At 59.2% G+C, this 21756-nt stretch carries 23 protein-coding genes; 17 read left to right on the forward strand and 6 right to left on the reverse strand.

Going from position 1 to position 21756, the window contains the following annotated elements; genetic code table 11:
- Positions 1 to 984 precede the first annotated feature (984 nt).
- From IEX27_RS07260 to IEX27_RS07270, 3 genes are all read left to right on the forward strand, one after another.
- On the forward strand, positions 985 to 1212 hold the full coding sequence (locus IEX27_RS07260; RefSeq protein WP_188720282.1) for a hypothetical protein: 228 nt from the start codon (positions 985 to 987) through the stop codon (positions 1210 to 1212).
- Between the two features lie 440 nt (positions 1213 to 1652).
- Positions 1653 to 2825: an HlyD family secretion protein gene (locus IEX27_RS07265; protein WP_188720283.1), complete on the forward strand. Its 1173-nt coding sequence runs from the start codon at positions 1653 to 1655 to the stop codon at positions 2823 to 2825.
- A 1-nt stretch (position 2826) separates the two neighbouring features.
- Positions 2827 to 4941, forward strand: a complete 2115-nt coding sequence (locus IEX27_RS07270) for a peptidase domain-containing ABC transporter (RefSeq protein ID WP_210315507.1) — start codon at positions 2827 to 2829, stop codon at positions 4939 to 4941.
- A gap of 3 nt (positions 4942 to 4944) precedes the next feature.
- Here the strand turns inward: IEX27_RS07270 and rfbD are convergent, their stop codons facing one another.
- The 3 genes from rfbD to rfbC are packed head-to-tail and all read right to left on the reverse strand — an operon-like array spanning position 4945 to position 7431.
- Positions 4945 to 5829 (reverse strand): dTDP-4-dehydrorhamnose reductase, encoded by an 885-nt coding sequence (gene rfbD / locus IEX27_RS07275; protein ID WP_188720284.1) that lies wholly within the window; start codon positions 5827 to 5829, stop codon positions 4945 to 4947.
- Positions 5826 to 6869, reverse strand: coding sequence for a dTDP-glucose 4,6-dehydratase (rfbB, locus tag IEX27_RS07280; RefSeq protein WP_188720285.1), 1044 nt, complete (start codon positions 6867 to 6869; stop codon positions 5826 to 5828). The genes rfbD and rfbB overlap by 4 nt, the downstream gene beginning before the upstream one ends.
- A gap of 10 nt (positions 6870 to 6879) precedes the next feature.
- Positions 6880 to 7431, reverse strand: coding sequence for a dTDP-4-dehydrorhamnose 3,5-epimerase (gene rfbC / locus IEX27_RS07285; RefSeq protein WP_188720399.1), 552 nt, complete (start codon positions 7429 to 7431; stop codon positions 6880 to 6882).
- A 191-nt stretch (positions 7432 to 7622) separates the two neighbouring features.
- Here rfbC and IEX27_RS07290 point away from each other — a divergent pair, with 191 nt between their 5' ends.
- The 6 genes from IEX27_RS07290 to phoB all read left to right on the forward strand — a co-directional run bounded on the left by IEX27_RS07290 (position 7623) and on the right by phoB (position 13632).
- Complete coding sequence (locus IEX27_RS07290) at positions 7623 to 8654, forward strand: substrate-binding domain-containing protein (protein WP_188720286.1); 1032 nt, start codon at positions 7623 to 7625, stop codon at positions 8652 to 8654.
- A gap of 100 nt (positions 8655 to 8754) precedes the next feature.
- The gene (gene pstC, locus IEX27_RS07295) at positions 8755 to 9975 is read left to right on the forward strand and encodes a phosphate ABC transporter permease subunit PstC (RefSeq protein WP_188720287.1); all 1221 of its coding nucleotides are present in this window, start codon (positions 8755 to 8757) and stop codon (positions 9973 to 9975) included.
- Complete coding sequence (gene pstA / locus IEX27_RS07300) at positions 9976 to 11331, forward strand: phosphate ABC transporter permease PstA (RefSeq protein WP_188720288.1); 1356 nt, start codon at positions 9976 to 9978, stop codon at positions 11329 to 11331.
- 29 nt (positions 11332 to 11360) lie between these two features.
- A complete protein-coding gene (pstB, locus tag IEX27_RS07305; protein ID WP_373869868.1) occupies positions 11361 to 12206 on the forward strand; it encodes a phosphate ABC transporter ATP-binding protein PstB in 846 nt (281 codons plus the stop codon).
- A 26-nt stretch (positions 12207 to 12232) separates the two neighbouring features.
- On the forward strand, positions 12233 to 12946 hold the full coding sequence (gene phoU / locus IEX27_RS07310; RefSeq protein WP_188720289.1) for a phosphate signaling complex protein PhoU: 714 nt from the start codon (positions 12233 to 12235) through the stop codon (positions 12944 to 12946).
- Positions 12943 to 13632: a phosphate regulon transcriptional regulator PhoB gene (gene phoB / locus IEX27_RS07315; protein ID WP_188720290.1), complete on the forward strand. Its 690-nt coding sequence runs from the start codon at positions 12943 to 12945 to the stop codon at positions 13630 to 13632. The genes phoU and phoB overlap by 4 nt, the downstream gene beginning before the upstream one ends.
- Before the next feature lie 2 nt (positions 13633 to 13634).
- Here the strand turns inward: phoB and IEX27_RS07320 are convergent, their stop codons facing one another.
- Positions 13635 to 14882 (reverse strand): ROK family protein, encoded by a 1248-nt coding sequence (locus IEX27_RS07320; RefSeq protein WP_244630265.1) that lies wholly within the window; start codon positions 14880 to 14882, stop codon positions 13635 to 13637.
- 147 nt (positions 14883 to 15029) lie between these two features.
- On the opposite strand from IEX27_RS07320, the gene xylF reads away from it, so the two are divergent.
- The 3 genes from xylF to IEX27_RS07335 all read left to right on the forward strand — a co-directional run bounded on the left by xylF (position 15030) and on the right by IEX27_RS07335 (position 18304).
- Entirely contained in the window at positions 15030 to 16073 is a 1044-nt protein-coding gene (gene xylF / locus IEX27_RS07325) for a D-xylose ABC transporter substrate-binding protein (protein ID WP_188720291.1), read from the forward strand.
- Between the two features lie 95 nt (positions 16074 to 16168).
- Complete coding sequence (locus tag IEX27_RS07330) at positions 16169 to 17479, forward strand: sugar ABC transporter permease (RefSeq protein WP_188720292.1); 1311 nt, start codon at positions 16169 to 16171, stop codon at positions 17477 to 17479.
- A gap of 3 nt (positions 17480 to 17482) precedes the next feature.
- Entirely contained in the window at positions 17483 to 18304 is an 822-nt protein-coding gene (locus IEX27_RS07335; RefSeq protein WP_188720293.1) for an ATP-binding cassette domain-containing protein, read from the forward strand.
- A gap of 69 nt (positions 18305 to 18373) precedes the next feature.
- On the opposite strand, the gene IEX27_RS07340 is transcribed toward IEX27_RS07335, so the two are convergent.
- Both IEX27_RS07340 and IEX27_RS07345 read right to left on the reverse strand, forming a co-directional pair.
- Positions 18374 to 18541 carry a DUF1328 domain-containing protein gene (locus IEX27_RS07340; RefSeq protein WP_188720294.1) on the reverse strand — a complete coding sequence of 56 codons (168 nt, stop codon included), beginning with the start codon at positions 18539 to 18541 and terminating at the stop codon, positions 18374 to 18376.
- A 206-nt stretch (positions 18542 to 18747) separates the two neighbouring features.
- A complete protein-coding gene (locus tag IEX27_RS07345; RefSeq protein WP_188720295.1) occupies positions 18748 to 19545 on the reverse strand; it encodes a response regulator in 798 nt (265 codons plus the stop codon).
- Positions 19546 to 19745: 200 nt separating this feature from the next.
- Here IEX27_RS07345 and IEX27_RS07350 point away from each other — a divergent pair, with 200 nt between their 5' ends.
- The 5 genes from IEX27_RS07350 (at position 19746) to IEX27_RS07370 (ending at position 21656) form a co-directional block, all read left to right on the forward strand.
- Positions 19746 to 19949, forward strand: a complete 204-nt coding sequence (locus IEX27_RS07350; RefSeq protein ID WP_188720405.1) for a NepR family anti-sigma factor — start codon at positions 19746 to 19748, stop codon at positions 19947 to 19949.
- Between the two features lie 4 nt (positions 19950 to 19953).
- Complete coding sequence (locus IEX27_RS07355) at positions 19954 to 20502, forward strand: sigma-70 family RNA polymerase sigma factor (protein WP_188720296.1); 549 nt, start codon at positions 19954 to 19956, stop codon at positions 20500 to 20502.
- Between the two features lie 121 nt (positions 20503 to 20623).
- A complete protein-coding gene (locus tag IEX27_RS07360; protein ID WP_244630266.1) occupies positions 20624 to 20938 on the forward strand; it encodes a hypothetical protein in 315 nt (104 codons plus the stop codon).
- 12 nt (positions 20939 to 20950) lie between these two features.
- Positions 20951 to 21391 (forward strand): hypothetical protein, encoded by a 441-nt coding sequence (locus IEX27_RS07365; RefSeq protein ID WP_188720297.1) that lies wholly within the window; start codon positions 20951 to 20953, stop codon positions 21389 to 21391.
- Entirely contained in the window at positions 21384 to 21656 is a 273-nt protein-coding gene (locus tag IEX27_RS07370; RefSeq protein WP_188720298.1) for a hypothetical protein, read from the forward strand. Before IEX27_RS07365 ends, IEX27_RS07370 begins: the two co-directional genes overlap by 8 nt.
- Positions 21657 to 21756: the final 100 nt, after the last annotated feature.

Raw genomic sequence — 21756 nt, forward strand, 5'->3', positions numbered from 1 at the left:
GCTGTCGGCGCGTTGGGTGCTGGCGCGGGCGGCGGGGCAGCCGGGTACTATATATCCCGTTATTTTAAACGAGCGTAATTGAGGCAGCGGGCGCTGAGCGGCTGGGCGCTGCTTCTTATTCTTTAGACCGACGAGCGATATACGAGGTTTAAATGCGACCACTACGTAACTGCGAACTGACGACCGTGTCAGGAGGCGATAAAGAAGGCATTTCCGTCGCAGTTGGGCTTGCGGGCGGTTTGACCGGCGGCATAGAAGATGGGCTTACTGGAATATTTGTTGGTCCAATCTGCACACTTGCCATGGCCGGAATAGGCTACACGATTGGGCTTGGCACTGGCGTCATACACTACTTTCTGAACCGCTCTCACACTTCTGGGGACACCACCTAGGTTGGTCGAGCGCTCGTACATCTGCAATCAGAAGCCATTATACAATAGTTCAGGTAAACTAGAGGTGTTTATGAGACGGTTGGATCAAGATGAGCTGATCGATGTAGTGGGTGGTAGGTCGCTTTTGTACACGATCTACCTGGGAGTGTGGGGCGCAGTGGTAGGTGCTGCAGCGGGATGTACCGGCGGGATGATCGTGGGCCCGTTTGGTAGCGTGATCGGTTGCGCCCTTGGGGCTGCCATTGGCGGTGGAAGTATGGGCGCTGGAGGCGGGGCCATCGGATACTTACTAACCGGTGAGCAGAAGAAGGTGGATACATCGAAGTCATCGCCCGGCGCTCTGGCATAAATACATGACTTAGCGGGTATGGATCTTCTTAGATCGCCAAATTGGCGGGGCGTCCTATTTCAGAGTGGACGCACGTGTTCACAAAAATTCCACGGAAGTATTAAAAAGAATTTATTTTAACTGGTGTGAAGCACTTAGTCGTTTCTATGAAATCAGCTGCGGAGTTGGTGCAAAACCTTCTTCGTACCAACCGTTCTGGCGCTGCAAAGCAGCTAGTTCAGTCAGAAATATGAGAGATAAACAATGTTGCGAGTTGGTAAACGCTGCCTGGCGCGTGTGTCGGGTGGCGCAATTCTTGGTCCGTCTGTTGCCATTGCTTCGCCCGTAGGCGTGCTGGAAGCAAGGGTAGGCGGAGTAGGTGGGGCTTTCACAACTGCCGGCTTTCTGCCGATAAGTGCGGGCGCCGATGCTCACAGCGTCCTCGGCGAGGGTCTGGTCCAGTGCGTTCAGTACCGGGGCTCCAAGGGCTGACGGTGTTGTACCGTTCCGAATACACTCGTCAAAAGTATACCTAGAGGGGAACCATGCGGCAATTGCACAACACAGAACTGGAAAACGTTACAGGCGGCTGGGACGGGGAGTCGATGAGGGAGGGTATCCTTGGAGGGTGTATTGTGGGCGGGCTTACCGCGGCGGTGTTAGCCGGTCCGGTGGGGGCGGCTGTTGCTGGCGGAGTTGGCTGCGCGTTCGGGACCACGCTTGGTTTGATTTACAACCTTCTAGATCTGATCAAGCATCCCACCGGGTAACCAGCGAACGAACGGCATTCACCGCGACATTCGCAACAATGACTAAACTATGCGGGGCAGCTTTTGGAGCGACCAGGTCAAAGCTCATTGTTTCTCTTTAAAGCAAATGACGAGCGAAGGAATGGGTGGGCTGTTCAGTCCCATCTGCCCCGCAGCATTTCCTTGAACGTAGCGGCTTGGGTATCGAGCGCGGCGCTGTTGGCGGCTGCATTGTTTCTCTTCTTCGGCGAGTATACCCGCCTTGTGAGAGCCGAAGGCGTAATGCTTCCGGTGGGTGGTCTAGCCCGCCTTACAGCGCCGTCAAGTGGCTGGATCAAGTTGAAGCGCGTGCAGGAGGGGGATGCGGTTCAGGCTGGCAACGTTCTGTATACGCTTTGCGTGGACTACATCACCGAGAACGGCTGGGTAAACAAAGCAGGCCTCAACCTGCTGCGCATGCAAAGGCAGGAAGTTTCTGACGCGATCGAGCGGCAACAGACTCTCTCCAGGATCGAAAAGCAGCAGCTTTCAGACGAACTGGAAGATGCGAGACAGGAGCAGGCGCATCTGGGATCCTATCGGGCACTTCTGCGCAAGTTCACGGTCGCGCTGGAAAAGAACGCGATACGTCAGGAGGATCTGATCGCCAAGGGGCTCGCCACCCTTGGACAGGTGGAAACGCGCCAGCAGGCCCACATGTCCTACCAGCTCCAGTTGGAGGCAGCGGAGCGTGACCGGCTGCAACTGCGCGCCCGCATCAACCAGCTGGAACACCGGCTGCAGATGCACGACCGGACTGCCGAAGCAAGGATCAGCGAACTTCGCCAGCGGCTGGTGGAAATTGATCGCCAGATGTTTGAAGGCGAAGGCCGAAGCGAGATTCAGATCGTCGCTCCTCGGGCCGGTGTGGTCACCGCCGTGATGGCGGACGAGGGGCAGATGGTCCAGGCGGGGTTTCCTCTGCTTACGATTGTGCCGAAGGATGCCCATCTGCAAGGAAATCTCCTGGTGCCGAGCACCGGCATCGGTTTCATCCGTGCGGGCGACGAGGTGCTGATGCGCTACGAAGCCTTTCCCTACCAGAAATTCGGCCAGTTCGGCGGCAGGATCGTTTCCATCTCCGGCGCCGCGCTGAACCAGGACGAACTCAGTACGCTTATCTCTCAAAGGTTCTCCGGCCCCGCAGGAACCTTCTACCTTGTAACCATTGAGCCGAATGAAACGGTCGCCGAAACGACTGCTCAGTTGCCGCCGGGCATGCGGTTTGAAGCCCATGTGCGCACAGAAACTCGAAAGCTTTATGAGTGGTTGTTGAATCCGCTCTCGCGCGTAACCGGCAGAATAGCGGATCTTTGACGTGGCAAATCCTTCCATGCCTCTTGCGGATGCACTGCGTCACCGCACCCCCATCCTATTGCAGTCTGAAGCAGCAGAGTGCGGGCTCGCCTGCCTGCTGATGGTGGCCGGACACCGCGGCCGCCACCTGGATATGACGTCCGCACGGCAGCGTTTCACCATCTCCATAAACGGTATGACGCTGGCGGATATCATTGATGTCGGCCGTGAACTGGGGATGGCCTCGCGGGGATTGTCCCTCGATCTCGACGAACTCAAGCTGCTGCGTTTACCGTGTATTCTGCATTGGGATCACAGCCACTTCGTCGTGCTCGTCCGGGTGGACGCGAAGGGCATCGTCATTCATGACCCGGCGGCCGGGCGCCGCACGATTCCGTTCGCCGAAGTTGGGAAGCGTTTTACCGGGGTCGCATTGGAGGCTTGGCCAGACCTAAGCTTCGAGAAGCGTGATGAGCGCCGGTCGATCAGCGTCTTGGATCTGGTGAAACGAACGTCTGGTCTCGGACGTGCCGCGATCCAGATCCTTGCCATTTCGGCGCTTCTGGAGATGGTCGGCATCGCCATGCCGTTCGCTTTTCAGATCGTTCTGGACGAAGTGATTGTCGTGGCAGACCGCGACCTCCTGCTGACTGTGGTCATCGGCCTTGCCGGGCTTCTTTTCCTGCAGGCGATGCTCGGCTTCATCCGCGCATGGTCGACCCTTGTCTTGAGTTCCACCCTGAGCCTGCAATGGAAGGCGGGGCTTTTCGACCGCCTCATGCAGCTGCCGCTAGGCTTTTTCGAAAAGAGGCACGTTGGCGACATCGTTTCGCGTTTCGACTCGCTCGACCAGATCCAGCAAACGCTGACTGCCCGCGTGCTGATGGCCGTCCTCGATGGCGTCATGGCGCTGGCGCTGCTCGCCGTCATGATTGCTTATGGCGGCTGGCTCGTTCTCATCGTGGCCGTATCCGTGACACTTTATGTGCTTCTACGGGTTGCAACTTATCCTGCCTACCGCTCCCGGTCGGAGCAGGCGATCCACAATGCCGCGCGAGAAAGCTCGCACTTTCTGGAATCCATTCGCGGGATCTCCAGCCTGAAGGCTCTCTGCCTGGAGCACCGGCGCAAGGAAACCTGGATCAACCACCTGGTCGCGCGCATTGCGGCTGACGTGCGGGTGCGCAAGCTGGACGCCATCTTTGCCACCTTGAGTGGTTGCCTGCTGGGGGGCGACCGCATCCTGCTTATCTATTTCGGTGCCGCGGCAGTGATGGCAAACAGCATGACGGTAGGAATGCTCATCGCGTTCCTGTCTTATCGCGATCAGTTTACCCAACGCATTGCCGGTCTCATTGACGCGATGATGATCGCGCGGATGCTGTCGCTCCATGGCGAACGTATTTCGGATATCGCGTTGGCAGTTCCGGAAAAAGGCCCGTCGTCATTGGAAGCATCCGGCAGTGCCATGGCTGTTCGCGAGAGTACGAACGTCCACCTGAGCCTGAAAAACGTTTCCTTCCGATACGGCGACAATGAAGCCTTTATCCTGAACGATTTCTCCATGGATGTGCGGGAAGGCGAATGCATTGGCATTGCCGGACCTTCCGGTGCGGGTAAGTCCACGCTTCTGAAGATCGCGGCGGGGTTGAACGAGCCAACGTCAGGCAACGTGTTGTTCAACGGCGCTTCTGTTGCCTCAATGGGACTTGCAGTCTATCGCAGGAACGTTGCCTGCGTGCTGCAGAACGATCGGCTGTTTACCGGTTCGATAGCCCAGAATATCGCGGGCTTCGCAGACAAGGTTGACATGGAGCGCGTGGAGGAATGCGCGCGGCTCGCGGCGATCCATGAGGAAATTCTGTCGTTCCCCATGGGCTACGAGACCTTTGTCGGAGACATGGGCAGCAGCCTGTCAGGTGGCCAGACGCAACGTGTAATTATCGCCCGTGCGCTCTATCGCTCACCAAAGATCCTGATCATGGACGAGGCGACGAGCCACCTGGATAACGAGAACGAGGCGCGTATCAACAACTCCATCCGGGCATTGAAGATCACGCGCATCCTCGTCGCGCATCGCCAGACCAGTCTTGATGTTGCCGATCGCGTTGTCCACCTGACGCGGGCCAGCGAGTGACGATTATCCTCTTTTGAGCAAACGCTGGACGCCGGGACGCAACGATGTATTCCAGCCAGGAAGTTCAAAACCGAACGTAGCCTTGAACTTCTCGCAACTGAGGCGCGAATTCTGGGGCCGGAGGGCTTTGGTTGGATAATCTCGGGTGAGAACATCGGCGACCTTTGCCTTTGGACCGCCGAGCTCATCCGAAATTCCAAAGATCAGGCGAGCAAACCCGCTCCAGTTGATTGGATCGGCGCCGGCAAGATGATAGGTCCCATGAACGGGCGGCTCATTCCCGTGAAGCCGCTCCGCAACGCGAAGGATCGCCTCTGCCAGGTCGAGAGCGCTGGTGGGATTGCCCCATTGGTCGGAGACTACTGAGACGTTGGCGCGCTCCTCGGCAAGTCGCAGCATGGTTTTCACGAAATTGCGGCCGAACGGGCTGTAGACCCAGGATGTCCGCAGGATGACGTGCTGCGGATGGGCTTCTGCGGCGAGGCGTTCCCCCTCAAGTTTGCTCTTCCCGTAAACATTGAGGGGACCCGGAGCATCATCCTCCGTATAGAGCTCCCCCGAAGATCCCGAGAAAACATAGTCAGTTGAAAGATGGATTATCGGTGCGTTGCATTTTCGCGCTGCCAGCGCCACGGTTTCTGCACCTTTGGCATTGATTGTGTAAGCAAGATCCGCTTCATCTTCTGCCTGATTCACGGCTGTATACGCTGCGGCAGACACGACGATATCAGGCCGAGCATCGCATAGCGCAGCACGCACTATGTCAGGCCGAGCAAGATCGAGTTCCGGCCTTCCGAGCATCACCAGTTCCACGCCCGACCGTTCAGCGGCTTTCTCCCGCAGGCTCTGCGCCAGCTGGCCGAACCTGCCGGTGACGACAATCCTCACCCCACCGGCTCCAGGGCTCTTCGATGGGCTGAGGTCCACCACCACTCGTTGTCCAGGTACCAGCGGACGGTGTTGCGGAGATTCTGCTCAAGCGGTTCCAGGGGCCGCCAGCCGAGTTCGTTGCGGATTTTCGTGGCGTCGATTGCATAGCGTCGATCGTGCCCGAGACGGTCTTCGACAAACGCAATCTGATCTCCATAGGATCGGCCATCCGGGCGCGGCTGCTCTTCATCAAGAATGGCACAGATGGTCCAGGAGAGCTCCAGGTTTGTCCGCTCCGCTTCACCGCCGATGTTATATCTCTCCCCAACCGTCCCCCACTCCAGAACAAGCTTGAGCGCCCAGGCGTGATCTTCCACATAGAGCCAGTCGCGCACGTTCCGTCCCTCGCCGTAGATGGGGATCGGCTTATTCCGCAGCGCGTTGAGGATGACTACGGGAACCAGCTTCTCGGGATGCTGGTAGGGCCCAAAATTGTTGGAGCAATTGGTCACGATGGCGGGCAGGCCATAGGTCTCGTACCAGGCTCTTGCCAGATGATCGGAGGCCGCTTTTGAGGCCGAGTAGGGCGAGGAAGGCCTGTACGGGGAATCTTCCGTGAAAATTCCGCTCTCGAAGGGCAGGTCACCGAAAACCTCGTCGGTCGAGACATGCACGAAGCGGAAGCTGTCTCGCCTTCTCTCGGGCAAATGACGCCAATACTCCAACGTCGCGTTGAGTAACCTGAATGTGCCGACAACATTGCTTTGGATGAAGGCTTCCGGATTGGCAATCGAGCGGTCGACATGGCTTTCCGCAGCCAGATGCAAAACCGCGCTTATCGCGTATTTCTCGAGTATTCCGCGAACAAGATCATTGTCGCAGATGTCGCCCCGCACGAAGCTGTAGTTCGGCTTGTCTTCAAGTCCGCGCAGAGAATTCAGGTTCGCCGCGTATGTCAACTTGTCGAGGTTGACGACGTTACATCGATGGTCCGAGGCGAGCAGCCGGCACACTGCGGATCCGATGAAACCAGCACCTCCGGTGACCAGAATATTCATGCGACCAGCCTCATTTGAACAACTCCGCCTCGTTGAGCAGCGGCGCGGTTCGGTCCTTATCCGACAGGCAAACGTCAGCTGCCACGAAAGGCCAATCTATCCCGATCGCGGGATCGTCGAACCGGATCGCCCTGTCGTGCTCGGGTGAATAATAGGCGGAGACCTTGTAAACCACCTCCGTGTCTTCAGTGAGCGTGATGAACCCGTGCGCAAACCCCTCCGGTATCAGGATCTGGTTCCACCTCTCCGCCGAAACCTCGAGCCCCACCCATTCCCCGAACGTCGCCGAGTTCCGGCGTATGTCCACCGCCACGTCCCAGATGGCGCCTTTGACGACCCGCACCAGCTTCGCCTGAGCGTGGGGCGGCAGCTGATAGTGCAGTCCGCGCACCACCCCCTTGCGAAGCGAGCGGGAATGGTTGTCCTGCACGAAATCGATCTCGATCCCGTGTTCTCGCAGCGCCCGCGCGTTGTAGGTCTCGGAGAAGAACCCTCGGGTATCTTCTATCCTCCGCGGAAGGATTTCGCAGACACCTCCGAGCCTCAGCGGGCGGATCTCCATTGCCTCCCCCATCGCGATGTGGCTCCACACGCACTGGTTGCATCATTCACGCAAACTCGCGCAGAGTCCAGAGGGAACGCAGCTCGCCGAAGAAAAAACTCGGTCCCGTGTCACTGTCATGCAGCTGTTACATAAGCGCGTTATTGCCCGTCGCGTCGCCAGATGGCGATGGTTCCGACAGGAGATGATCAATGACGAAGTTTTCCCTCGCGGCCGCAGCGGCTTCCCTTACGATCGCCGCCATGACTTCATCCGCAGGGGCGCAGACGCGCGACACGATCCAGATCGCTGGATCGTCAACCGTTCTGCCATTCGCCAGCATCGTTGCCGAGGAATTCGGCAATGCATTCCCCGAGTTCAAAACCCCTGTCGTCGGTTCTGGCGGTTCGAGCGGCGGTCTTCGCCAGTTCTGCCAGGGCGTCGGCGACAACACGATCGACATTGCCAACGCCTCGCGCCGCATCCGCGCTTCCGAGGTTGAGGCCTGCAACAAGGCCGGCGTGAACGAGATCCTTGAAGTCCAGATTGGCTACGACGGCATCGTCTTCGCGTCGAGCGCCAGCAAGGCCGACTTTGCGCTCGAGCCGGTACACATCTTCAAGGCGATTGCCGCGCAGGTGGCGGTTGATGGCAAGCTGGTCGACAATCCTTACAAGTCCTGGAAAGAAATTGACGCTTCGCTGCCCGACCAGCCGATTGCTCTTGCTATCCCGGCTTCAAACCACGGCACACGCGAAGTGTTTGAGGAAAAGGTTCTCGCCGAAGGATGCAAGGCGGCAGAACTGCCAACCGATGCGCCCAAGGAAGCCTGCCTGAACGTACGTCAGGACGTGGTGGTCGAGATCGCCGGCGACTACACCGAAACGCTCGCCCGCCTGCAAAGCAATCCGGACACGGTCGGTGTCTTCGGTCTGAGCTTCTACGAGCAGAACCGCGACACGCTGAAGGTCGCCTCGGTCTCCGGTGTGACCCCTTCGCTCGAGACCATCGCTTCCGGTGAATACCCCGTATCACGCCCGCTCTTCTTCTACGTGAAGGGCGAGCACATCGGCACGGTTCCGGGCATCGAGGAATATGTCGAGTTCTTCCTGTCCGAAGGCATGGCGGGTGCGGGCGGCACGCTTGAGGCTGCCGGACTGATCCCGGCCCCAGCGGAGGAAACTGGAGAAATCCTCCAGAACTTCCAGAACCGCAAGGCGGTCACGGCTGCGGAACTGAACTAGATGGCGAGGTCGGGGCAATCAACGGATTGCTCCGACCGCCTCCCAATATGGCGAAGTGGATGCAAATGATTTCATCCCGTCCCTTTAGCGAGGTTCCAGCATGAACTCCATGCTCGTGACCCTTGTGCTTCTTCTGTTGCTTGGCTTCGCCTATCAGACCGGCTGGTCGCGCAGCAGTAGGCTGGCCCAGGTTGAGGGCCGGCTGCACTCCAAGCCGATTTATCATGGCGCGCTGGTGGCGATCTGGGCGATCGTCCCGGCGTTGCTCATCCTTGGCCTCTGGGCTCTCTTCGGTACGGCGACGGCCAACACACGTTTCCGGACCCTTACATCGGCAGTTGTTCTTGCGAGCGCCTTCGGCACGGGCGCGATCGGCCTTTATCTCGCCAGAAACCGCATCAGCGCGCGTTTCCGTGCCCGCAACGAGGTCGAACGGATAATCCGTTATCTGCTGATCGGATGCTCTGTAGTCGCGATCCTGACCACCCTTGGCATCGTGCTTTCGCTCCTGGGTGAAGCGCTGCGCTTCTTCACCTTTGTAAGCCCCGTCGATTTCTTCTTCGGCACGGTATGGAACCCGCGCTTCTCGAGCGTTGGCACTGGCTCGGGTGACTTCGGCCTGCTGCCGCTGCTCTGGGGTACGGTCATGATCGCAACCATCGCGATCCTCGTGGCCCTCCCGATCGGCCTGATGACAGCCGTCTACCTGACGCAGTATGCGAAGCCCAAGACCCGTAACATCATCAAGCCGATGATCGAGGTTCTGGCGGGCATACCCACCATCGTCTACGGCTTCTTTGCGCTCGTCACCGTGGGGCCTGCGCTGGCCGGACTGGGAGCCATGTTCGGGCTGGACATCCGCGCAACGAGTGCGCTGACGGCTGGCATCGTCATGGGCGTGATGATCATTCCCTTCATCTCGTCGCTCTCCGATGACGTGATCCGTCAGGTGCCGCGCGCCCTGCGCGACGGGTCGCTCGGCCTTGGTGCAACCGAGTCCGAAACGATCAGGCGCGTCATCCTTCCGGCAGCGCTTCCAGGCATTGTTGGCGCCGTACTGCTGGCCGTCAGCCGAGCAATCGGCGAAACCATGATCGTGGTGCTGGCAGCGGGCAACAGCCCCTACCTGCGCCTGAACCCGGGCGAGCCCGTATCGACGGTCACCGTCACCATCGTGAACCAGCTGACGGGCGATACGGATTTCAGCTCGCCGCAGTCGCTGGTTGCCTTTGCGTTGGGCCTTACGCTTTTCGCCATGACGCTCGTGCTCAACATCGCAGCACTCTTTATCGTCCGCCGCTATCGGGAGCAGTATGAATAGATGAGTGACACGTCTTCCTCTCTTCCGCAGCAGCGGCAACATTCCACCATCCGCGCCGGGATCGCCAAACGCCACGCACGTGAGCGCCGCTTCCGCGCTTATGGCATTGCCGCAATTTGCGCCGCGCTTACTGCCGTGGCGATCCTCTTCGGGATGATCCTCTACAAGGGCGTCCCGGCCTTCTGGCAGGCGAACGTTGAGCTCGAAATCTTCTTCGACCCCGAGATCATCAAGGTTCCCGAACGCCCGCAACCGCAGCCGGGGCAGTCTCCCGCCGAACTGGAAAAGCAGCAGCTTGCCTGGGAGCGGCAGGTGACGATGGTCAACTGGAACCGCGTGATCAAGGCAGCCATCCGCAAGGCGGCACCCGACGTGGAAATCGACACGAAGCAGGCGCTTTCCATCATCGAGACCAATGGCCGTTACGAACTGCGCGACATGTTCGTGAACGATCCCGGACTGCTGGGGCAGACGGTCACTGTAAATCTTTTGGCATCGGCCAATGCCGACAACTGGCTGAAGGGGAATATCGACCGTAACCTGCCCGACGCGCAGCAGCAGCTTTCGGCACCGGCGCGGGCGCTGGCCGACAGGCTGCTGGAGGAAGGCACCATCCGCTTCGCCTTCGCCTGGCACCTCTTCACCAACGTGGACTCCCGTTCGGCACCTGCCAGTGCCGGACTGGCCGGAGCCTTCATGGGCTCGCTCTACATGATGCTGGTGGTGATCGTGCTGGCGGTACCCTTGGGCGTCGGAAGCGCGATCTATCTCGAAGAATTCGCGCCGAAGAACCGGTTCACAGACTTCATCGAGGTGAACATCAACAACCTCGCGGCAGTACCCTCGATCGTCTTCGGTCTTCTGGGTGCTGCGGTCTTCATCAACTTCTTCCACCTGCCGCTCTCGGCCCCAATCGTTGGCGGACTGGTGCTGACCCTGATGACCCTGCCGACGATCATCATCGCCACCCGTTCGGCCTTGAGGGCAGTTCCGCCTTCCTTGCGGCAGGCGGCACTTGGGCTTGGCGCATCGAAGACGCAGACAGTGTTTCACCACGTCCTGCCGGTCACCTATCCTGGCGTCCTGACGGCCACGATCATCGGCGTTGCGCAGGCGCTGGGCGAAACTGCGCCGCTGCTGCTGATCGGCATGAACGCCTTCGTGGCGGCTGTTCCGGGTACACCCTTCGAACAATCAACCGCGCTGCCGGTGCAGATCTTCCTCTGGCAGGGCAATGAAAACCGCAACTTCTTCGAAGCCCGTACCTCAGCTGCGATCATCGTGCTGCTCGCCCTCATGCTGGCGCTAAACGCGATCGCGATCTATCTGAGGACAAGGCTGGAGCGACGCAAATGATGAACGCGCTACGCGAGGACCTCACGCAAATGAACATGGTCGTACGTCAGCTAGCGGTCGACACCGACCTCTACACTCTTCCCTCCACGACCATCCGGACGCCTGACCTTGAACCGCAGCCGGTCAAGATCAAGGCCCGCAACGTCAACGTCTTCTACGGCGAGAAGCAGGCGATCCATGACGTCTCGATCGACATACCGGAGAAGGCAGTGACCGCTTTCATCGGCCCGTCCGGCTGCGGCAAGTCCACGTTCCTGCGCTGCTTCAACCGCATGAACGATACGATTGAGGGCAGCCGTGTCGATGGCCTGATCGAGCTCGACGGTAGGTCGATCATTGACCGCTCGCTGGATGTGGTGGAGCTGCGAGCACGCGTCGGCATGGTGTTCCAGAAGCCGAACCCGTTCCCGAAGTCGATCTACGAAAACATCGCCTACGGTCCACGCATCCACGGGCTCGTGCGCTCCAAGGCCGATCTCGACGAGATCGTGGAGCGAAGCCTTCGCAAAGCTGGCCTCTTCGATGAAGTGAAGGATCGGCTGCACGATACGGCGACCGGCCTTTCCGGCGGCCAGCAGCAGCGCCTTTGCATTGCGCGCGCCATTGCCGTGTCTCCGGAAGTGATCCTGATGGACGAGCCATGCTCGGCGCTCGATCCCATCGCGACGGCACGCGTGGAAGAACTCATCGACGAGCTGCGTGAAAACTACACGATCATCATCGTTACGCACTCCATGCAGCAGGCGGCGCGCGTGTCGCAGCGCACGGCCATGTTCCACCTAGGTAATCTGGTGGAGGAGGGGCCCACGGAGAAGATCTTCACGAGTCCTGAGGTAAAGCGTACCCAGGACTATATCACCGGCCGCTTTGGCTGACCGTCCGCACTTCGAGAGGAAAGCTCATGGCGCAACACATTGTCAGTTCGTTCGATGAGGAGCTGCGGCAGCTCGACCAGCTCCTGCGCGAGATGGACGAACTTTCCGGTTCCATGATCAGACGGGCTACGCAGGCGCTGCTGGAGGCCGACGTAGAGCTGGCGCAGAAGGTGGTCACCGATGATCGCGAGGTGGATGCAAAGCAGCGTGACCTCGATGACCGGGCGGTTACCTTGATCGCGAGGCGTCAGCCGATGGCGCAGGACCTTCGCCTTGTGGTGGGCACGATCCGCATGGCAGCCGACATCGAACGCATCGGTGATCTCGCCAAGAACATCGCCAAGCGCGTTGGGGCTGTCGGCCAGACGCCAATATCGCCGGAACTTTCGGCCTCGATCCAGTCCATGTCCGATCTGGTGCTGAAGCAGGTGGACGCGGTCATCGAGCATTACGTGGCAAGGCGTCCGGAAGATCTGGTCGAACTCAGGGACAATGACGAGAAGATCGATATCTTCTACACTTCGATTTTTCGTGAGCTGCTTACCTACATGATGGAAGACCCAAGGAAGATCACGGCTTGCACACACCTGCTGTTCTGCGCGAAAAACCTTGAGCGCGTCGGAGACCACGTGACCAATATTGCCGAGAATGCCTATTACATCCTGACTGGCCAGCAGCTTCCCGTAGGAAGGCCAAAGCAGGATGAACTGAGCCGAATGGAGAGCACGAAGGGATCATGATCGCACCCAAAATCATGGTCGTCGAGGACGACGAGCCGCTGTGCGTCCTGCTGCGCTACAATCTTGAGGCAGAAGGATATCAGGTCGAGGTTATCACGCGCGGCGATGAGGCGGACTTGCGCCTTCAGGAACACGTGCCTGACCTTCTGGTGCTCGATTGGATGGTGCCGGCTGTCTCCGGCATCGAGCTTTGCCGACGCGTCCGCCAGCGACCCGAATCCGAGCGCCTGCCGATCATCATGCTGACGGCCCGGGGCGAGGAAAACGACCGCGTTCGCGGCCTGACCACCGGAGCTGACGACTATCTGGTAAAACCCTTCTCGACGGCCGAGTTCATCGCGCGGGTTCGGGCGCTTCTGCGCCGCGCCAAGCCCGAGACCCTTTCGACAGTCCTGAAGGTTGGCGGCCTCACGCTCGATCGGGAGACGCACCGCGTCTACCGCGATGACGTGGAGCTGAACCTTGGGCCGACCGAATTCCGGCTGCTTGAATTCCTGATGCAGAATCCGGGTCGCGTCTTCTCGCGCGCACAGCTGCTCGACAAGGTTTGGGGCGAGACGATCTACATCGATGAGCGCACGGTGGACGTGCACATCGGTCGGTTGCGCAAGTCGGTGAACCTTGGTGACCAGCCGGATGTCATCCGAACCATTCGTGGAGCGGGTTATTCGATCAGTGAGTCATAAAGTCAGGCTACGACCTCAGGCTCAGCTCCCAGAATACGCAGGCCAGGGCCAAAGACGTCCTGGTCGACGCTGATCAGCGCCGACATCGCGCTTCCCTCCTGGATCAGCGGAACCTCGTCCGGCCAGACTTCGAAAGCGAGCTCGCTCGCAATGTCACCAGCCGCCGTCTGCGCGAGTGCTGTGCGGATCTCCGGTTCAAGAATATCGAAAGCGGCCGTGCCATGCCCGATCAGCGCCACCGGGGCGGGGTCGATCAGCGAGAACAGGCTGCCGAGGCCGAAGCCAATAGCCTGCCCGGCCTCGCGGAACGCCAGACGCGCCGGTCCTTCGCTCGCCCGAGCGGTGGCGAGCAGCGACTGCAGATCAGCGCCATGCGTATCGGCTAGCGGCGCGTGGAGGTTCTCGTCCTGCGCCCGTCGCTGGATGGCGTAGGACCCCGCATAGGCCTCGATGCATCCGCGTCGCCCGCACCGGCAGAGCGAACCGTCCGGCTTGTGGATCATGTGGCCGAACTCGCCTCCGGAAGACCGGATGCCGGTGAAGATGCGCCCGTTCAACATCAAGCCCATGCCGATGCCGTGGGAGAGCAGGACGGCCAGGAAATTCTTGCCGTAGCGTTCCGGATTCTTCCAGTGCAGAGCGGTGGCGATGAGGTTGCAGTCATTCTGCACGCTGACTGGAACGCTGAACGCGTCCTCAAGCAGGCTGCCGAACGGAATGTTGCTGTGCGAGACGATGGGCGACCATAACACCTCATTCGCCCGTGCGTCGGTAACACCCTGAAACGCAAAAACGATCCGCATGAATTGTCCTTGGCCGTCGGTGATGTTGCGCACCGCGCCCATGACGGCGTCGATCAGTTCCTCACGGCCAAGCGCCAGGGTGTCCAGCGTTTGCGACGTGGAACGGATGGTGGCGCCGCTGTAGTCCACAATTGCTGCGAGCAACTGGTTGTAGGAAAGGTAGAGGCAGACGGCCCTCGCCGCTTCCGGATTGAGGGTCAGTGCAACCTGCGGTCTGCCGCGGCGGGTGGTGGCTGTGCTGGAAGCGTGCTCCGTCTCCAGCATGATCCCTTCCGAGATGAGATCGGCAGCGATGGCAGAGATCGTCGACTGGCTGAGTCCGGTGAGGCCCGCAATTTCTGTGCGAGAGAGTTTTCCCGCCCGGCGCACGGCCCCGATCACCAGCGACCTGTTACTCCTGCGCATTTCATCGTGTCTGATACCGCCCTTCAGTATTCCGGTCGTCATTCTGAATGATTGCCTGCCATCATCGTTTCGCGTTGTCATATTGACACTAGTGGAGTCCTGAGTCATTTATTTTTTCGGAGCTCGAAAAATATAGCTCAGGGAGGCGGTAAACTCTACCGCAGGTATATTTCGCGCCGGGAGGAAATCATGAAGACTACAATGACTGCCATTCTGGCAGGTCTCACGCTTTCATTATCTTTGTCCACCGCTGCACTTGCCGAAGGAAAGACAATTGGTGTCTCCTGGTCGAACTTTCAGGAGGAACGTTGGAAGACCGATGAGGCGGCAATAAAGGCCCAGATCGAGGCCGACGGAAACAAGTATATTTCCGCCGATGCCCAGTCCTCTGCTTCGAAACAATTGACCGATGTGGAGTCCCTTATTTCGCAGGGGGCGAATGCGCTGATCATTCTTGCGCAGGACTCTTCCGCCATTGGACCAGCCGTTGAAAAGGCTGTCGCCGAAGGCATTCCGGTGGTTGGATATGACCGCCTGATCGAAAATCCGGACGCCTTCTATCTGACGTTTGACAACAAGGAAGTCGGCCGTCTGCAGGCCAAGGCTGTCTTCGACGTGAAGCCTGAGGGCAACTACGTCTTCATCAAGGGTTCTTCTGCTGATCCAAACGCGGACTTCCTGTTTGCGGGCCAGATGGAAGTGCTGAAGGAAGCCGTGGACTCCGGCAAGGTCAAGAATGTCGGCGAAGCGTATACGGACGGCTGGCTGCCGGCCAACGCCCAGCGCAACATGGAGCAGTTCCTGACCGCCAACGACAACAAGGTCGATGCGGTTGTGGCCTCGAACGACGGTACCGCCGGCGGTGCGATCGCAGCATTGGAAGCCCAGGGCCTTGCAGGGTCGGTCCCCGTTTCCGGTCAGGATGCGGATCATGCCGCTTTGAATCGCATCGCGCTGGGAACTCAGACCGTCTCGGTCTGGAAAGACTCGCGTGATCTCGGCAAGGCGGCTGCCCAGATCGCTGGCAAACTCGCGGATGGTTCAACCATGGAAGAGATCGACAACGTCGTGAAATGGGCAGACGGCCCCAACGGCGTCGAGATGAACGCAGTCTTCCTGGCGCCTGTCCCGATTACCAAGGACAACCTCAATGTCGTCATTGATGCCGGCTGGGTGTCCAAGGACGTTGTCTGCCAAGGCGTGAAGCCGGGCTCGACCGAGGTTTGCGGATAATCGTTTGAGGGGGCTCAAAAGCCGCAGGGCGTAAGTCCTGCGGCCATCCCGCGCACGATTCAACGAGGGATCGCGCGAGGAGTATGGAGGTGCAGATGGCCGACCTTGCTGCGGCGCAGGATCGCGCGTCGGTGACATCGGGTGGAATGGTGTCCCGTTTCCTGAAGGCGACGGAACTCGATACCCGAATGTTGGGCATGCTGGGTGCCCTTGCAATCATATGGATCGGATTTCACATCCTGTCTGGCGGATTGTTTCTAACCCCGCGCAATCTATGGAACCTATCGGTTCAATCGGCCTCAGTGGCAATCATGTCGACCGGCATGGTCTTGGTGATTGTAACCCGCAACATCGATCTTTCCGTCGGCTCTCTTCTGGGCTTCGTCGGCATGGTCATGGGCGTGACGCAGGCTAGTTTCCTGCCGCAGTTTCTGGGCTTCGAACATCCCGCCACGTGGATCATCGCTCTTGCCGTGGGCATTGCCGTTGGCGCCATGATCGGCGGCCTGCAAGGGTTCATCATAGCTTATCTCGGCGTCCCGGCCTTCATTGTCACGCTTGGCGGGCTGCTCATCTGGCGCGGTTCTGCCTGGTGGGTAACGAGCGGCCGAACGGTTGCACCTCTTGATTCCACCTTCCGCCTGATGGGCGGCGGCGCAAATGGCGCGATCGGCGCGCAATGGAGCTGGATCGTCGGCATCGTCGCCTGCGTGGCTCTGGTGCTGCTGCTGTGGATGGCGCGACGGCAGCGCCGCCGCTTCAACTTCCCGCTGCGCCCGCTATGGGCGGAAGTCTTCCTCGGTGTGGTCGGCTCGGGCTTCATCCTGGCCTGCATCGCTGTCGTCAATGCCTATCCGTTGCCGCCCGCGATCGCCCGCCGCTATGCGGAGGACAACAACATCCCCATTCCGGAAGGCGGGCTGTTCATCTCGCACGGTATCGCAATCCCCGTGCTGATGGCGGTAGGCGTTGGCGTGATCATGACGTTCCTCGCGCGGCGAACCCGCTTTGGCCGCTATGTCTTCGCGATCGGCGGCAATCCCGAGGCTGCAGTACTTGCCGGCATCAATACGCGCTGGGTGATGATGAAGATCTTCATTCTTATGGGTGTGCTGGCAGCGATCGCGGCGGCGGTTTCAAGCGCCCGCCTCAATGCCGCGACGAACGCGATGGGCACGCTCGATGAACTGCTTGTCATCGCTGCAGCCGTCATTGGCGGCACGTCACTGAGCGGCGGCGTCGGCACCATCGCGGGCGCCATGATCGGCGCAGTGCTCATGCAGTCGATCGCGACCGGCATGATCCTGCTCGGCGTGGATACACCGCTGCAGAACATCGTCGTTGGCGTGGTGCTGGTGGTGGCCGTCTGGCTCGATACGATTTATCGCAAGCGCGTGAAGGTGTAACCGATGACAGAGATTTCCGAGAACACCAACAGTAGCGCCGGCAACGTACCTCTTGTGGAACTGCGCAACATTTCGATCTCCTTCGGGGGCATTCACGCGGTCAACAATGCCTCGGTGGAGCTAAACGCGGGCGAGGTCGTGGCGCTCGTCGGCCACAACGGAGCGGGCAAGTCGACGCTGATCAAGATTCTTTCCGGCGCTTACAAACGCGATGCGGGCTCAATCTATGTTCAGGGCGAAGAAGCGCACATCGCCAACCCGCGCGACGCGAAGCGCTACGGGATCGAGACGATCTACCAGACGCTGGCGTTGGCCGACAACGTGGATGCGGCAGCCAACCTGTTTCTGGGTCGCGAATTGAGAACGCGCTGGGGGACGTTGGATGATGCCGCGATGGAATCGGCGACACGTCGGGTGATGGGTCGCCTGAATCCGCGTTTCCAGCGCTTCAAGGAGCCGGTCAGCAGCCTTTCCGGCGGTCAGCGGCAATCGGTGGCGATCGCTCGCGCGATCCTCTTCAACGCGCGCATTTTGATCATGGATGAGCCGACGGCCGCACTTGGGCCCCAGGAAACGGCGCAGGTTTCGGATCTTGTGCGTCAGTTGAAGGCGGATGGGATCGGCATCTTCCTCATCAGTCACGACATCCACGATGTTTTTGACCTGGCGGATCGCATTGTGGTGATGAAGAACGGTCAGGTCGTCGGAACGGCCAGGACGTCGGACGTGACGGAGGATGAGGTGCTTGGCATGATCATCCTCGGCAAGTGCCCCCCAGGTGCTGTTCCCGGGCCTGGCGCTTTGCAGGTTGCAACCGCCGCCTAGAACGAGGCGGTCGCGGATCTTGTTTAGGGAAGTGGCTACGCTGCTGCTTCCCTTTTATCCCCGTTTTGTTTAGCGAGCGCGGCGGAAGAAGCCGAACAGCAGCGATACAACCAGCAGAACCAGGAAGATATAGAACAGGATCTGCGCGATGCCTGCGGATGCGCCGGCGATTCCGCCGAAGCCGAGCGCGCCGGCAACGATGGCCACGACGAGGAATACGAGAGCCCAGTAAAGCATATTAACCTCCTAGCAGTTCCAGTGGATCGTTGACCGATAAGTCGTGTGGAACTGCACAAACAAAATCTACGGAAGATCAACGCCTTGCTTCTATAATGGTTCCGTGGACGTTTATTTGTCGGCTAGTACATTAGGCTGATCCGACACGGCTCGCACGAAAAGAAAAGGCCGCCCGGAGGCGGCCGTTTGTTGCAAACCTTGCAGGTTTAAGCCGCAGCGGCTCTTGCCTGATGATCGAAGAACAGAGCCTGGCTGATCAGTGCCTTGACCATGTCCGGGTTGAAGGGCTTCGTTACGAGGAAGGCCGGTTCAGGGCGTTCGCCGGTCAGAAGACGTTCGGGGAAGGCGGTGATGAAGATCACCGGGACCGGCGTCGCGGACAGGATTTCGTTCACCGCATCAATGCCCGAGCTGCCATCGGCAAGCTGGATGTCGGCCAGCACCATGGACGGCTTGGTCTTCTCGAACAGCGCGGTGGCCTCGGCGTGGGTGCGGGCAATACCCACAACCTTGTGCCCGAGACCCTCGACCATGTTCTGGATGTCCATCGCGATGAGCGGCTCATCTTCGATGATCATGATGTCGGTGGCCACCTGACGGGAAATTTCGTCGCTTGCCTCCCGCAGGAGCTCGTTCACGTGCGCCGCGTCCGTATCAAGTACTTCGGCGGTTTCCTCGATGCTGAAGCCTTCGACGGCAACCAGCAAGAATGCCTGTCTGGGTTCCGGCGCAAGCGCCGAAAGGTTCGTCACGGCCCGCTGCTCCCACGCGGTGGTCGGCCGCACTTCAGGAACCCTGACGTCAAAGGTTCCAAAGAGCTGCGCAAAGAGCCTGAACAGGGCGATGCGGTCGTTGGAGACGTTCGGGAAAATCGAAGTATCGGCGATCAGTGCTTCAAGCGTGGCGGCAACGAGGGCATCTCCACTTGTCTGGGAGCCAGAGACGGCCCTTGAAAATCTGCGCAGGTACGGCAGATGGGGGGCTATTCTCGCTGACAAACTCATGCTTTTTCTATCTCCCTCGAACGGTTTTAAAACTAGTTTGTATGAACACGAGCTGCTCCAACGTGCGCGCAAAAAAAAAGTTCCGCAAGTTGGAACATTCTTCGTGAAAAATCGTTGTGCTTCGAATCTAGGGACAAGGCTGACAGCCGCTGCGATCATCGTGGCTGAATGGCAAGGATGAGAACCTTACTGTGAGCGGTATGAATCAAAAAAATCCGGACAAGAATCGGGGGCTTGGGCGGGACATCGCCGCAAATGACCCATTGGGCAACAATTCGGAAATCGGACGCAAATTGAAGCAGTACTACGACGAGCTGCTGACGCCCGACGTCCCTGATCGTTTTAGCAAGCTCCTTCAAGAACTGGAAAAGCATGAACTGCCTCAATCGGCGACTGAGGAGTAAGGCTATGTCCGATTCCCAGAGTTTCCGCGACGGTTTGCTTGCGTCGGTGCCAACCCTGCGCGCTTTTGCTGTTTCCCTTTCCAAGAATGCCGACAGGGCAGACGACCTGGTTCAGGAGACGCTTGTAAAGGCGTGGGACAAGCAGTCGAGCTTTCAGCCCGGTACTAATCTGAAGGCATGGCTTTTCACCATTCTTCGCAACGAGTTCTACTCGCAGATGCGCAAGCGTCGCCGCGAGGTAGAAGATAGCGATGGCGCCATCACCGCTCGCCTGTCTGTTCACCCCGCCCAGGATGGCTCGTCCGATCTGAACGACTTCCGCAAGGCGCTCGAGCTTCTGCCCGAGGACCAGCGCGAGGCGATCATTCTGATCGGCGCTTCCGGCTTCTCCTACGAGGAGGCTGCGGAAATCTGCGGCTGCGCCGTGGGCACGATCAAGAGCCGTGTCAGCCGCGCACGGACCCGACTCCAGGATATTCTTGGCATCACGGGCGAAGGCGATTTTGGTCCGGATCCGGTTACTGCTCAGGTTACCAGCACGATCGTTGCCTGACGCATCCCCCGAAGCGTCAGTATCCTCTCCGCATTTCTTCCTTATACTTGGTATTATCCGGCTAATGGGAACCGCAACCCGATCTGAGCGTTGATAGCCATCATGCAAGAAGGAGATTGCTATGGCTGCTACATCAGACGCACGAGCATCGGCTGATCAGGACCTCGATCGCGATGTGGAGAATGGTCCCTCCGTCGAGAATGACATCAAGCAACTTCGCGAAGATATCGCGCGTCTTTCTGATCACATGAAGAAACTGGGCAGCCGCTCCGTCTCAACGGCGCAGAGGGCAGCCAAGGAAGGCGCACAGCAGCTTCGTGGTACGGCTGAAGATTATCAGGAAGAACTGGCGGAGATGGTTCGCGAAAAGCCTCTTACTGCGATCGCTCTGGCCGCAGGCATTGGTTATCTGTTCGCGCTGATCTCTCATCGATAAGGGGCGGGCATTGTGGCTCAGCTACTCACCCTACTTCTGGCGGGTGAAGCTTCCGACTTGAAGCGACGCCTGCGCTCAGCGCTCATTACCTACGCACTGGCAGCCGTCGCGGGATTGCTGGCCCTGATCTTTCTGGTGGTGGCGATCTATATAGCCGCTGCCTACAGATGGGGCGCCGTTCAGGCAGCCATAGGTTTTGCAGTCGTCTTTGCCCTCCTGGCACTGATCATTTTTGGTGCGCACAGGATCTCGGCGCGCGCCTACCAACGCCAGCAACGCATGCGCAGGGCTGAAAATGCAACGCTTGCCGCAGGTGCATCCGCAGCCGCGGCAATCCCGGCGCTCCTTGGCAAGAAGAAGCTCGGCGCAAACGCAGCGCTGCTGGTCCTTGCCGGACTGGGAGGGTACGCGGCCTACAGACAATTCGAACAGCGGAGCAGAAAAGATGTATGACAACGGCAACCCTGATCCGCGCAAGAACCCCCCGGATCACGAGGTGGATGTTTCCGGTACCCGGGCTCGTCAGGGTCGGAGAGGCACTCCGGTGCTCATGGTGCTGGTTGGAGGACTGATCCTGGTCGCTATCGTTTGGGCGCTGGTGGAACTCTACGGCGAGGGAATACAGGACGAGTCCCGTGAACTGAACCCTAGTGGCCAGCAATCGGAACAGACCACCCCGCAGGATCCAAACCAGCTGCCGCCGGCTGGCCAGAACTAGATCAACATACAGATTGTTTATCAATGAGGCCGGTTCGCCTATGCGCGCCGGCCGTTTCTTTACCGGCTTTGCGCATGCGCGAAGTTTAGTTCCGTTATTT

It is taken from the genome of Nitratireductor aestuarii (genome assembly GCF_014641695.1).
GTDB classification, from domain to species: Bacteria; Pseudomonadota; Alphaproteobacteria; order Rhizobiales; family Rhizobiaceae; genus Chelativorans; species Chelativorans aestuarii.